Origin of the sequence: Caballeronia eucalypticola, from assembly GCF_047608185.1 — a bacterium.
Taxonomy (GTDB): domain Bacteria; phylum Pseudomonadota; class Gammaproteobacteria; order Burkholderiales; family Burkholderiaceae; genus Caballeronia.
Genome location: NZ_JBLKRU010000095.1, coordinates 1 through 11964, shown reverse-complemented (window position 1 = coordinate 11964; position 11964 = coordinate 1). Strand labels below are relative to the sequence as shown.

Below are 11964 nucleotides of genomic sequence, written 5' to 3'. Positions count from 1 at the left end.
GAGGCGCTGGATGCAGTCACCGAACACGTCGGCCGGGATCGCGCGCAATACCTTTATGACCGCCTCGCGGAGCATGCGCTTTCGTTGGGTATCGAGTCGTCACGTGCGCGTGTCACGCCTTATATCAACACCATTCCTGTTGCAGAGCAGCTGCGTTATCCGGGCAATCTGGAGATCGAGGAAAGGCTCGCCGCCGCGTTGCGCTGGAATGCGCTCGCGATGGTCGTGCGCGCCAACAAGGCTTACGGCGAGCTTGGCGGTCACATAGCGAGCTATGCGTCCGCAGCCGATCTCTTCGAAGTGGGCTTCAATCATTTCTTCCGCGCGGCTGCACCGGACGCGGGCGTGGGCACGGGTGGCGATCTTGTCTATTTCCAGCCGCATTCATCGCCGGGTGTGTATGCCCGCGCGTACCTCGAAGGCTTTCTTAGCGAAGAACATCTGGAGCATTACCGGCAGGAGATAGCAGGACCCGGACTGTGTTCGTATCCGCATCCGTGGCTCATGCCGGACTTCTGGCAGTTCCCCACGGGCTCGATGGGCATCGGTCCGATCAACTCGATCTATCAAGCGCGCTTCATGCGTTACCTGCAAAACCGCGGCCTTGCGAAGACGCAGGACCGCAAGGTGTGGGGCTTCTTTGGCGATGGCGAGATGGACGAGCCGGAATCGATTGGCGCGTTATCCCTCGCTGCGCGCGAACAACTCGACAACCTGGTGTTCGTCATCAACTGCAATCTGCAGCGGCTCGACGGACCGGTGCGCAGCAACGGCCGCATTATCGACGAGCTTGAAGCGCAGTTCATTGGCGCGGGCTGGAACGTGATCAAGGTCCTGTGGGGTTCCGACTGGGACGCGCTCTTCGCACGCGATCAGACGAACGCGTTGCTGCGTGCGTTCGCCCATACGGTCGATGGCCAGTTCCAGACCTTCTCGGCCAACGATGGCGGTTATAACCGCGAGCGCTTCTTCGGCCAGAATCCCGAACTCGCCGCGCTGGCTTCGCATCTGAGCGATGAAGATATCGACGGCTTGCGCCGTGGCGGCCACGATGTGCGCAAACTGCACGCGGCTTACGCGAAGGCGCTGGGTCATCGAGGCCAGCCAACCGTGATCCTTGCCAAGACGATGAAAGGCTTCGGCATGGGTACATCGGGTCAGGGCAGGATGACGACGCACCAGCAAAAGAAGCTTGGCTTCGATGACCTGAAGGCGTTCCGCGATCGTTTTCGCCTGCCGCTGTCGGACGCCGATGTCGAAGCGGTCAAATTCTACAAACCTGCGGAAGACAGTCCGGAGATGCAGTACCTGCACGCACGGCGCGCAGGTCTTGGAGGTTATCTGCCCAGAAGGCGGAGAGTGGCGTCGGAGGCGCTGATCGTCCCGCCGATGACAACCTGGGGCCAGTTCGCCATCGACGCGGCCGGCAAGGAGATGTCGACCACCATGGCGATCGTGCGCATGTTCGGTACGCTGATGAAGGATGCAACGCTGGGCCCTCGCGTGGTGCCCGTGGTCGCCGATGAAGCGCGCACCTTCGGCATGGCGAACATGTTCCGACAGGTCGGCATCTATTCGCCGCTCGGGCAGTTGTACGAACCGGAAGATCTCGGTTCCATGCTCTATTACCGCGAGGACACCAAAGGACAAATTCTTGAAGAGGGCATTTCGGAAGCGGGGGCAATGTCGTCATGGATTGCCGCGGCGACGTCGTACAGCGTGCACGATTTGCCCATGCTGCCGTTCTACATCTATTACTCGATGTTCGGTTTTCAGCGCATTGGCGACATCATCTGGGCCGCGGCGGACCAGCGCGCACGCGGGTTCCTGATCGGTGCGACTGCGGGCAAGACCACGCTTGGCGGCGAAGGGCTGCAGCATCAGGATGGCAGCAGCCACCTGGTGGCATCGACGATACCGAACTGCCGCGCCTACGATCCCGCGTTTGCTTATGAGCTCGCGGCTATCGTCGACGAAGGCATGCGCGAGATGGTCGAGCGCCAACGCGACGTGTTCTATTACGTCACGGTGATGAACGAGAATTACGCGCAGCCATCGGTGCCCGGCGGCGACCTCGAGACCCTGCGCGAGGGCATCCTCAAAGGCATGTATCCGCTCGCGACGGCACCGGACGCGACGGCGCAGGTGCAGTTGCTCGGCGCCGGCGCGATACTCGTCGAGGTCATCGCGGCGCAGAAAATGTTGCGCGACGATTGGGGCATTGAGGCAGCGGTATGGAGCGTGACGAGCTTCACCGAATTGCAGCGCGACGGCATGGCGTCTGAACGGCTTGCGCGTCTCGGCGAGATGGCTCCGGCGCCGTATGTGAGCACCATGTTGTCTGCATCGCGCGGCCCGGTGATCGCGGCAACGGACTATGTACGCGCCGTGCCCGAACTGATCCGCGCTTACGTGCCGCGTCGCTACGTGACGCTCGGCACCGACGGCTTCGGTCGCAGCGACACGCGTCAGGCACTGCGCGAGTTCTTCGAGGTGGATCGTGCATCCATTGTGATTGCAGCGCTGAAAGCACTGGCCGAGGACGGGGAGATCGATATCGCCATCGTGCGAAAAGCGTCGCAGCAGTATGGGAAGGTGGCGTCGGCGCTGGGCGCTCCCTGGCAGAGGTAGTAGAAAGGAGAAGTACACGACGTATTGTGCGGAGACCGGGCGTTGCGGTATAAGAGCCGTTCCAGAGGGTTTCCCGGTCATGTCCGCTCCGCTTCTTGATCCTGTAAAAACTGAATTAGCCGACGGCCCGGTGCTCTTCGCCGTCGAGCTGTCCGGCGATGCTGCGCGCGTCACCGGATCTCATCGCCACGCCCGTGGTCAGATCTTCGGTGCGGTTCGCGGGTTGCTGTCGGTTGGAACCGATGACAGCCAATGGGTCGTGCCTGCGATCCACGCGGTCTGGCTTCCGCCCAACCTGCCGCATTCGGTTCGTTCACATGGCGCGTTCTCAGGATGGAGCGTGTACGTCAGCGAGAACGCCTGTATTGACCTCCCGATTGAGCCCTGCACGATCCGCACATCCGGCCTGTTACGCGAGGCCGTAAGCCGCGCGGCAACCTGGCAGGACGCCACGCTGGACGCGGCGCAAATGCGCGTGGCCGGTGTCATCCTCGATGAAATTCGCTCGTCGCCGCGTGAAGCCTTTGGCTTGCCCATGCCCCGCGATGCGCGCGTGCTCCGGATCGCTCGCGCGCTGGCAGACGATCTCGCCGATAACCGCCGGCTGGAGGAGTGGGCCGCCTGGGGCGGCGTGGCGACGCGAACCTTGACCCGGCGGTTTATCGATGAGACCGGGTTCAGCTTTTCGGAATGGCGGCAGCGCGCACGTTTGATGCGGGCGTTGGAGATGCTTGCATCGGGCGTGGCCGTCACGACCATTGCGCTCGACCTTGGCTACGAAAACGTCAGCGCGTTCATCGCGATGTTTCGCCGGACCTTCGGCGTGACGCCAACCCAATATTTCGTCTAACCTGCGGCGCGTACGGGAGTCCGCTTGCCCGATGCCAGCAGAAGCCTTCGTGCACTGGTATTCTGGCAGTCGACATCGCAATACATCTTGGGCCACAAGGGTGCACCCCTTCGCATCCCTTATTACTTCGATGAAAAATCCATGAACGAACTCACCCTGCTGACTGAAGCCGATGACCGCGCCCGTCGCTACACCGAATCCATTCCTGCACGCCGCGTGTTCCCGGATCAAGCCGCGCTGCAAGCACTCGCCACATTCAACGAGCCGCTGCCGGCTCGCGGCTATGCGCCGGAAGACGTGCTGCGCATGCTGGACGATATTGGCTCGCCCGGCACGGTTGCGTCGAACGGGCCTAGTTACTTTGGCTTCGTGATAGGCGCGTCTCTACCCGCTGCTGCCGCTGCAGAACGGCTGATGCTTGCATGGGACCAATGCGCATCGTCATTCGACAATTCGCCGGTTGCGGCCACGCTCGAACGGGTCGCTGCCGGCTGGGTGCTCGACGTGCTGGACCTGCCTCGCGAAAGTGCCGTGGGGTTTGGAACCAGTGCGACGGCTTGCACGATAAGCAGCCTTGCCGCCGCGCGTCGCTCGTTGCTCGCACGCAAGGGCTGGGACTTCGACAACGACGGATTGATGGGCGCGCCCGAGGTCAAGGTCGTGGTGTCCGAGCTTGTGCATATCACCGTGAAAAAGGCGCTTCGGTTGCTTGGTTTCGGCATGAACAAGATACTGTTCGCACCGGTCAACGACCATGGTCAAGTGGACCCGGACTGCCTGCCTGCGCTCGATGACATGACCATCCTGTGTTTGCAGGCGGGCGAGGTCAACACAGGAGAGTTCGATCCCTTCGACGTGCCCATCCCGAAGGCCAAAGCCGCGGGCGCATGGGTTCATGTGGATGCGGCGTTCGGCATGTGGGCGCGCGCGTCTTCGCATGTGGGACTCACGAAAGGAATAGAAGCGGCCGATAGCTGGACCACCGACGCTCATAAAACGCTGAACACGCCCTATGACTGCGCGATGGCCATCTGCCGCGATAGCGAAGCGCTCGCCGCTGCAATGAACAGCGATGCGGTGTATTTGAGCGGCGCCAGAGACGCCCAGAAAAACCTGACGCTCGAGTTCTCGCGACAGGCTCGCGGCATACCGGTCTGGGCAGCGTTGCGGTCGTCGGGACGTGAAGGCGTGGCGTCGATGGTCGACCAGTTTTGCGTACTGGCGCGTCGCATTGCAGACGGACTGGAGCGGGAGGGATTCGAGATCCTGAACCGCGTCACGCTGAACCAGATCCTGGTTCGCGCGCAGACCGATGAACTTACCGTCGCTGCCCGTGAAGCGGTCCAGGCTTCTGGCGAGGCGTGGTTCGGCGCGACTGTCTGGCAAGGGCGGCCGGCGTTCCGGATCAGCGTGTCGTCGTGGCGAACGACGGAACATGAAGCAGACGCGCTGGTGCGATTGTTGAGCGGGCTTGCAAAGCCGCGCTAGACGACGCTGCATTCATCGCACGATTTGGCGTGGTAGAGCACGATTGGCCGGGGCTATCGGTTCCGGTCAAGAAACGCGCGAAGCTTGATTGCAAGGCTGGCCAATACCGCCAGCGCACCCAGTGTTTCGAGAAATGGCGAGAGCATTGTTTCAGGTCTCCCAAAGAGTCGACGCCGGTGGCATGCCTCCGGCCCAACGCTTAAATCAAATGCCGTAACAGCAGTTGAAGACCGAGCGCCAGCATGCAGATGAAGAACCATCGGCGGAAGGTCGTGGGGCTGATATGGCCACGTATGAGTTGACCGATCCACATGCCGAATAGTGCAGGAACGACAGCGAGCAGCGAGCTGGTGAGATCGGCTGTTGTGAACGCGCTCGCGCGAGCAAGGCCGATCGCCAATGCCACGGTCGACACCGTAAATGATAGTCCGAGCGCCTGAACGAGATCTTCTTTTCTCAGGTCGAGCGCCTGAAGATAAGGCACGGCCGGCACGACAAAAACGCCTGTTCCTCCCGCGACAAGGCCGGTCACCACACCAATCAGAGGGGACAGGCGCCGCTCATGCCGTTGCGGCACGGCGAAGTGCCACGACATCAACCCGGAGACCGCGTAGAGCGTCAACGCAGCGCCTAGTCCGGTCACAGCCCAGACTCCGCCGCTGCCGGCAATGAACGAAGCTGCCGCCACGGTGCCGATCACAATGCCCGCCATCATCGGCCAGAAGCGCCTGACGAGCGCGCCCAGGCGTGGACCTGCAACAAGCTGCCAGACGTTGGTGACGAATGACGGCAGGATCAGCAGCGCAGCGGCTTCGGCCGGCAGCATGAGCGCTCCGAGCACCCCCATGGCCACGGTAGGCAGGCCCATGCCCGTGACGCCTTTTACGGTGCCGGCGATCAGGAAGGTCAACGTAATGGCAGCGATGCGCACGGTATCAGGTGAGGTCATCAATGCTTCCCGGGGAAATTGTCTGCCCTCATTTTCCCCAGATTCGCTATGGTCACAATGCGGATGATGTGTACTGTGCCTTAGGGTATAACTAAGGCTGATCGACCAAAAATTCCACAGCCATGCGCTTCGACCTGATCGACCTGCGCCTTTTCCTGTTCATCCTCGAAACCGGCAGCATCACGCACGGTGCGGCTCAGGCGAATATGTCCTTGCCGTCCGCTAGCGCGCGTTTGCGCGGCATGGAGGAGGCTTTGGGTCTCCCGCTGCTGGAGCGTGGCCGACGCGGTGTCGAATCCACGCCGGCGGGCGATACGCTGGCCCACCACGCGCGCCTGGTACTCGGCCAGATTGCGCGAATGCAGGGCGAACTGGGGGAGCACGCCGAGGCGCGTAGAACGCGGGTGCGGGTGTGGGCGAATACCGCTGCGGCAACGGAGTTCCTGCCTCGCCCGCTCGCAGGATTTCTTCGGCATCATCCGAATGTTCACATCGACTTGAAGGAGCGGCAGAGCACCGAGACGGTCAAGGCGGTCCTCAATGGTTCTGCAGAGATAGGCATTGTTTCCGATGCGGTCGAGCACGGGACATTGCAGACGTTTCCGTTCGCCATCGACAAGCTGGTCCTGATCGTTGCGCGGGATCATGCGCTCTGCGGGCGTCGACGGGTTGCGCTCAAAGAGGTGGTTGAGGAAGATTTCATCGGGCTGAGCGCGGGCAGTGCGCTGCAGGAGTATCTCGGCGAGCAGGCGTTGTTTGCCGGGCAGCAGTTCTACTTTCGCGCGCGGGTGCGGACCTTCGAAAACATCTGCAGCATGGTCGAGCAGGGGGCCAGTCTGGGGATCGTGCCGGCGACGGCTGCGAAGCGGTATCGAGGGACGCCCGGCGTGCATACGGTGGAGTTGACCGACCCTTGGGCTAAGCGTCAACTCCTGATCTGTGTTCGTGATCTTGAGACGTTGCAACGACCAGAACGCGCGCTCGTTGACGCGCTTGTCGCGGTTGCCGACGCGTGAACCGCTGATACGTCAAGGTTAGCAACTCAGGTCGAAATATCCCTTGGCGAGGCATACCCCGTTCACCAGGATTTCGACATCGTGCCGGCCGGCGTAGTGCACGCGCGTGGTGAAGTCGCGGATGTTCTGCGTGCGTTCTATGACTACCTTTTGGCCGCCTTCGAGAGTCAACTCCTTGAGCTTGAATACTTTCGCGGCCGTCACGCCCGATTTCTTCACATAGTGCATTCTGTAGTCGATCACAAGCCGCTGGCTTTCCGGGCACTTCGACGCAAGGTCGAATGACAAGGTCACGCGCTCGCCCAATGCAACCTGTCGTGGCGTCACGGCGAACTTGCTGAGCTTGACATCGGGCACGCCGCCCGCGCCGATCACCGCCAATGCGCGAGCATTGCCGGCCTTGATCAGCGAGCGCAGAGCACGCTTTGCGATCCACGCCGTGTGAGCGTTCTCGATCGGCCACGTCGCGAGCCGGTCCAGCACCCACTCAGGATGTGATTTGGTGACATCGTTCAGATGGTTGGCGACCGACTTGCGAACATAGAGGCTCGTGTCCGAGCGCAGGTTTTCCAGAATTGGCGCAGCCAGCGAAGGATCTGCCTGGATTGCGTCGAGCCGGAAAGACCATGGCAAGCGCGGACGGCTTCCCTCGCTTGCGAGGCGCCGCACGGCATCGCTGTCATCGCGTGACCAGACTTTCATGACGGCAAGCGCTCGCTTCGAATCCTTGCGCAAGAATTCGCGCACCGCGAACTCCGATGAGCCGAGGGCCGTGAAAGTCTTGAGCGCGTCCATCGATTCATCGAAATCGTCCAGACCGTATTGGCCAACGTAATCGGGAAGGACCAGCGTGGAGAATCCCGGTTCGATACGCAGTGCGAGCGCACGAAGAACCTTGAGCGCCTGGCGATAGTCCGCAGGAAGGGTGGCATGCAGCGCCTGGGTCATGTGGCGCAGACGCTGCATCAAGGTCAGGTCGTCGAGCCCGGCTAGCGAGATCTTGAGGAACCGCCGCGTGTCGAATGAGGGATAAACCGCTTTGACGTCGAGCGCCATATCGCGGAAACGGCGCTCGTTGAAGATCTCTTTTAGTGCTGTGTTTTCGGTGTCCGACATCGTTATCGTTTTCTTGTTGGAATTTCGCTGGGGTTGCAGGCGCTGCTGCGGGCAAGCTTGGACGAGAAGTGTATCTGCAACCTCTGCCAGATCTTGTCAGGAGCGATGTTTTTAGGGCCGGTTCAGGCGAAACTCAAAGTCTACTGGTCTCTCTTAGAGAACTTAAGTATCCGCTGACGGCGCCGTTAACAAGAGGCCGGCCTGTCAGGTTTCAACGCTGTCTTAGATCACTCGACGATCATCCTGCAATAACTTTCTCCATCTGCACGCAATAACACCGTCGGCCGGCTCGTGCTCTCCAGATCGAGCGCGGTGGAAAGGGTGCTGCAGAGAGATATTCATTGTTTGACGCGCTAAGACACGTTGAAGGGCCATATCGAATTCAACGTTACGAAGAGTCGTCAATATGCTTAAAAAAGCGAGTGTCTCCACCGGCCTGCTGGTCGTTCTGGTCGTGTTCTGTCTTTTCCAGGTCGTCACTGAAGGCCTGGGTTTTTGGTCGCTGACCGCCACTCACGATGACGTCGGTAATCTGTCGAACATCGCGATCAAGCAAGTCAACGAGGTCAATGAAACCACCCAGCGATTGATGGATGCACGGATCAACCTGTCGCGCGCCGGCACCCGCATGGCACGCGGCGGCACCGAGCCGGTCGACATTGTCCAGCACGCGCGCGAGCAGTTGGCTCAAGCCGACAAGTCGTTCACCGCCTTCGTCAACGCGCCCAAAACCGGCGATGAAAACAAGGCGCGCACGGCCGCATTGCAGGAAAAATACCAGGCGTATCACGGTGCATTGAGTGAATTGACCCAGTACCTCGACGCCAACAATCTCCAGGCGTTCCTCGATCAGCCGACCCAGGGGTTCCAGGACCGTTACCTCGCCGAGCAACAAAACTTTGCCCGGTTCGGCGATGCCGCGAGCCAGTCGTATCTTGATTCCATCGATGCACGGCTTGGTCTTTTCCGCAGCGTTGGCTTGGCGATTTTCGTGCTGCTCGCAGCGGGCGTAGCGTTTGTGCACGTCGCGTTGCGCCGTGGTGTTGTGGCGCCGCTCGAAGAAGCCGGCCGTCACTTCGAACGGATCGCCGAAGGCAAGCTCGACGAGCATATTGCTGATCGCGGCACCAACGAAATTGGCCGCTTGTTCGCCGGTTTGGCATCGATGCAGGCAAGCGTCGCGCATACGGTAAAGACGGTGCGCGAGTCGTCGGACTCAATCAATCTTGGCGCCGATGAAATCGCCACCGGCAATGCGGATCTGTCCGCGCGCACCGAGAATCAGGCGGCATCGCTCGAAGAGACTGCATCGAGCATGGAAGAGTTGACCGCGACCGTGCGCCAGAACGCCGAGCATGCACGTGACGCAAACAGCCTTGCAGGCGATGCGCTCACCGCAACATCACGAGGCACGGGCGTGGTCGATCAGGTGGTCGAGAAAATGAGCAGTATCGCGAGGAGCTCGGACAAGATCGCGGAGATCATCGCGGTGATTGATGGCATCGCGTTCCAGACCAATATTCTTGCGCTGAATGCGGCTGTTGAAGCGGCGCGTGCGGGTGAGCAGGGTCGTGGATTCGCGGTCGTGGCGAGCGAAGTGCGCGGGCTTGCGCAACGCAGCGCGCAATCGGCCAAGGAGATCAAGGAGCTGATTGGCGAATCGGTCTCGCAAGTGAACGATGGGTCGGCGCTCGCGGAACGTGCCGGTCAGGCAATGCGTGAGGTATCGACGTCAATCTCGCGCCTCACGCAAATGATGGCCGAGATCAGCGCCTCGTCGCTCGAGCAAAGCACGGGCATCGAGCAGGTTAATCAGGCGGTTGTGCAGATGGATGAAATGACGCAGCAGAACGCGGCGCTGGTGGAGCAGGCGGCCTCGGCGGCTGCGTCGCTGCATGAGCAGACGCGTCACCTGAAGGCCGCGGTATCGGTATTCAAGATTCCCGATGAGGGAAGAGTAACGCGGTACTAAGGGCTGAAGCGGGTGAGAGGGCGCTTGAATGTCTGGCGCCCTCGCAGTGTTTTGTATCTGCAGAGTGTCTAAGCAGTATGTAGCCTCGGCGTGCCCATCTTGAACCATGCCTTGGCTATTTTCCCATTCTCGATTTCGTAGATAGCGATGACATCGATCTCGCCGGGACCGTCCGGAAAGGTGCGCGTGACGCGCTCTTGATCGACCACCAGGTTGCCAACGGATATCCGCTTGACGAGCTCGCCGTGAAGATTGGATTCGCTGAACCGGGCGACGTGCCGTTCGCGGATCGCGCCTGAGCCGCTGGCCAACAAGCGTGATGGAAACTCATAGTATTCACAGTCGTCGGCCCACCATTGCATGAAGTCTTCGATATCCCGGGCGTTGTAAGCCTCGAGTTGTTTTTGCACGGGGAATTCGACGTCGCTCAATCCGTTTCCGTTCATTTCGTTATTTTCCTTTTTAAGTACAAACGATGCCGATTTGTTCCCGATTGCGAGCGTCATCATGGGCGCGCACGCCGGGCGTCAGCGGGAAGTATTGCAGCAGAGTGTTGCGGTGGTCCATAGCGGGTGGCGAGCGGCCTTGGACACACGCATATGATTGAGTGCCCGCACGTGCTAACTGCGAGAAGAGTAACCCGTGGCCTTATTGCCCGGCGGTCTCGCTGGCGGGTCGAGCGAAGGAGTCTTTGAAGGCTTTCCAGCCGAGGTTGAAGCCCATCCGAGCGATCATGATGCCGATGACCGCAGCGGCCAGCCGATCCGATATCGCCAGTCCGGCCATGCTGCCCAGAATGCCGACTGCCGCTATCAACGCCGAGATCGCATCCGATCGCGCATGCCAGGCGCTTGCAACGAGGATGGTGGAACGGGTGCGTTTAGCGGCCGACATGATGTACCGAAACAGCGCCTCCTTGGCGACGATCACAAACAACGCGACGACCAGCGCGCTCGCGTGCACGCCGGAAGTCGTCGCTGCATTGACGGCGTGTCCGAGACTGCTCCAGAGGGTTTCCAATCCCGTTGCGATCAAGAGAAAGGAGATCAGTAGTGATCCTATGGTTTCGTAGCGATCGTACTGGTCATTGACGTTCCGGTGCGCTGCCGTGGCGCTGAGGCGCAAGACAGCCAGCACCATCCCGTCCGCAGCCAAATCGGCAAGCGTATGCACACCGTCAGCCAGCAAACCGTCCGAGTAAGCGAGCCAGCCGACAGCAATCTGCATGGTCATCAAGGCAGCGTTTAATAGAACGCTCACCTGGGTCGCCTTGACGGCGGCATTGTTGTTCTCGCGGCCGTGCTCGGACGTCGACGACATCGTGGAGGAGAGTTTTTAGTGTAGGTACAGCACCGTAACCGCCCTACGTGGCGAAGATATGACACTGGCCGAGGTCGCGGAGGAGCGCTTGCCCGGCGGGCTTGTGGCGCCGCACCGTTGAGTGGGAAACGGACGAGCGGTTTTGCAGAAGAATCGAGCGATCGATCCGAAAGAGAGCGTTGCGGGATATTCGCCGGATCGGCGTGCCGCGCGGCTGAAAATGATCCAACCGACGCGGCTGGATGTCCTGGGATCCTTCAAGTAGAGAAGCGCGCAATGCTTGAAAACGAAAATCCCGCAGGCTCAAAGCGATACGGTGTTTTCTTTCACCATGCTGTCGGTCTTTCTGACGATCGACGCCGCATTTCACGGCGTCGATCTTGCGTCGATGAGCGAGTGCGCGGCGTTCGATCCTGACACGCAGCGCTTCAAACATTTAAAAAGAAAGCTTGGTCGGCGGAATTTATGGGTGGTTTCGTAGTTCAGGTATGGTTCTTTTGAACGATGTTATGCGCAGGTGCAGGCTTATCCACCGAGCTTGCCTGTGGACAAGCCGAGGTGCCTTTCACTGGCACACAAGGCGGCTTGTCCACAGGTGCGAAGCACTCGGTGGGTAAGCCGT

General features: G+C 60.5%; 10 protein-coding genes. 5 read left to right on the top strand and 5 right to left on the bottom strand.

Features of this window, described 5'->3' with window-relative positions:
* The 3 genes from mdeB to ACMX25_RS40265 form a co-directional block, all read left to right on the top strand.
* Positions 1-2631 (top strand): alpha-ketoglutarate dehydrogenase (gene mdeB / locus ACMX25_RS40275; protein WP_414954856.1); only part of this gene is annotated, 2631 nt, incomplete at its 5' end.
* Between the two features lie 79 nt (positions 2632-2710).
* Positions 2711-3481 (top strand): AraC family transcriptional regulator, encoded by a 771-nt coding sequence (locus tag ACMX25_RS40270; RefSeq protein WP_414955383.1) that lies wholly within the window; start codon positions 2711-2713, stop codon positions 3479-3481.
* 141 nt (positions 3482-3622) lie between these two features.
* Positions 3623-4969 carry a pyridoxal phosphate-dependent decarboxylase family protein gene (locus ACMX25_RS40265; RefSeq protein WP_414955382.1) on the top strand — a complete coding sequence of 449 codons (1347 nt, stop codon included), beginning with the start codon at positions 3623-3625 and terminating at the stop codon, positions 4967-4969.
* Between the two features lie 199 nt (positions 4970-5168).
* Here ACMX25_RS40265 and ACMX25_RS40260 read toward each other — a convergent pair whose 3' ends face one another.
* Entirely contained in the window at positions 5169-5918 is a 750-nt protein-coding gene (locus ACMX25_RS40260; RefSeq protein ID WP_414955381.1) for a sulfite exporter TauE/SafE family protein, read from the bottom strand.
* Between the two features lie 122 nt (positions 5919-6040).
* On the opposite strand from ACMX25_RS40260, the gene ACMX25_RS40255 reads away from it, so the two are divergent.
* Positions 6041-6934 carry a LysR family transcriptional regulator gene (locus ACMX25_RS40255; protein WP_414955380.1) on the top strand — a complete coding sequence of 298 codons (894 nt, stop codon included), beginning with the start codon at positions 6041-6043 and terminating at the stop codon, positions 6932-6934.
* Between the two features lie 18 nt (positions 6935-6952).
* On the opposite strand, the gene ACMX25_RS40250 is transcribed toward ACMX25_RS40255, so the two are convergent.
* Positions 6953-8050 (bottom strand): DNA alkylation repair protein, encoded by a 1098-nt coding sequence (locus tag ACMX25_RS40250; RefSeq protein ID WP_414955379.1) that lies wholly within the window; start codon positions 8048-8050, stop codon positions 6953-6955.
* Positions 8051-8456: 406 nt separating this feature from the next.
* Between ACMX25_RS40250 and ACMX25_RS40245 the strand changes: the two genes are divergently transcribed.
* The gene (locus tag ACMX25_RS40245; RefSeq protein WP_414955378.1) at positions 8457-10022 is read left to right on the top strand and encodes a methyl-accepting chemotaxis protein; all 1566 of its coding nucleotides are present in this window, start codon (positions 8457-8459) and stop codon (positions 10020-10022) included.
* Positions 10023-10090: 68 nt separating this feature from the next.
* On the opposite strand, the gene ACMX25_RS40240 is transcribed toward ACMX25_RS40245, so the two are convergent.
* From ACMX25_RS40240 to ACMX25_RS40230, 3 genes are all read right to left on the bottom strand, one after another.
* Positions 10091-10531, bottom strand: coding sequence for a nuclear transport factor 2 family protein (locus tag ACMX25_RS40240; protein ID WP_414955377.1), 441 nt, complete (start codon positions 10529-10531; stop codon positions 10091-10093).
* Between the two features lie 139 nt (positions 10532-10670).
* Positions 10671-11282 carry a cation diffusion facilitator family transporter gene (locus ACMX25_RS40235; RefSeq protein WP_414955376.1) on the bottom strand — a complete coding sequence of 204 codons (612 nt, stop codon included), beginning with the start codon at positions 11280-11282 and terminating at the stop codon, positions 10671-10673.
* Between the two features lie 103 nt (positions 11283-11385).
* The gene (locus ACMX25_RS40230; RefSeq protein WP_414955375.1) at positions 11386-11778 is read right to left on the bottom strand and encodes a hypothetical protein; all 393 of its coding nucleotides are present in this window, start codon (positions 11776-11778) and stop codon (positions 11386-11388) included.
* Positions 11779-11964: the final 186 nt, after the last annotated feature.

Bases quoted from the DNA above. Each gene is read 5' to 3' on its own strand.
- ACMX25_RS40270 (WP_414955383.1), top strand. From the start codon at position 2,711: ATGTCCGCTCCGCTTCTTGATCCTGTAAAAACTGAATTAGCCGACGGC.
- ACMX25_RS40240 (WP_414955377.1), bottom strand. From the start codon at position 10,531: ATGATGACGCTCGCAATCGGGAACAAATCGGCATCGTTTGTACTTAAA.
- ACMX25_RS40250 (WP_414955379.1), bottom strand. From the start codon at position 8,050: ATGTCGGACACCGAAAACACAGCACTAAAAGAGATCTTCAACGAGCGC.
- ACMX25_RS40245 (WP_414955378.1), top strand. From the start codon at position 8,457: ATGCTTAAAAAAGCGAGTGTCTCCACCGGCCTGCTGGTCGTTCTGGTC.
- ACMX25_RS40265 (WP_414955382.1), top strand. From the start codon at position 3,623: ATGAACGAACTCACCCTGCTGACTGAAGCCGATGACCGCGCCCGTCGC.
- ACMX25_RS40255 (WP_414955380.1), top strand. From the start codon at position 6,041: ATGCGCTTCGACCTGATCGACCTGCGCCTTTTCCTGTTCATCCTCGAA.
- ACMX25_RS40230 (WP_414955375.1), bottom strand. From the start codon at position 11,778: ATGTTTGAAGCGCTGCGTGTCAGGATCGAACGCCGCGCACTCGCTCAT.
- ACMX25_RS40260 (WP_414955381.1), bottom strand. From the start codon at position 5,918: ATGACCTCACCTGATACCGTGCGCATCGCTGCCATTACGTTGACCTTC.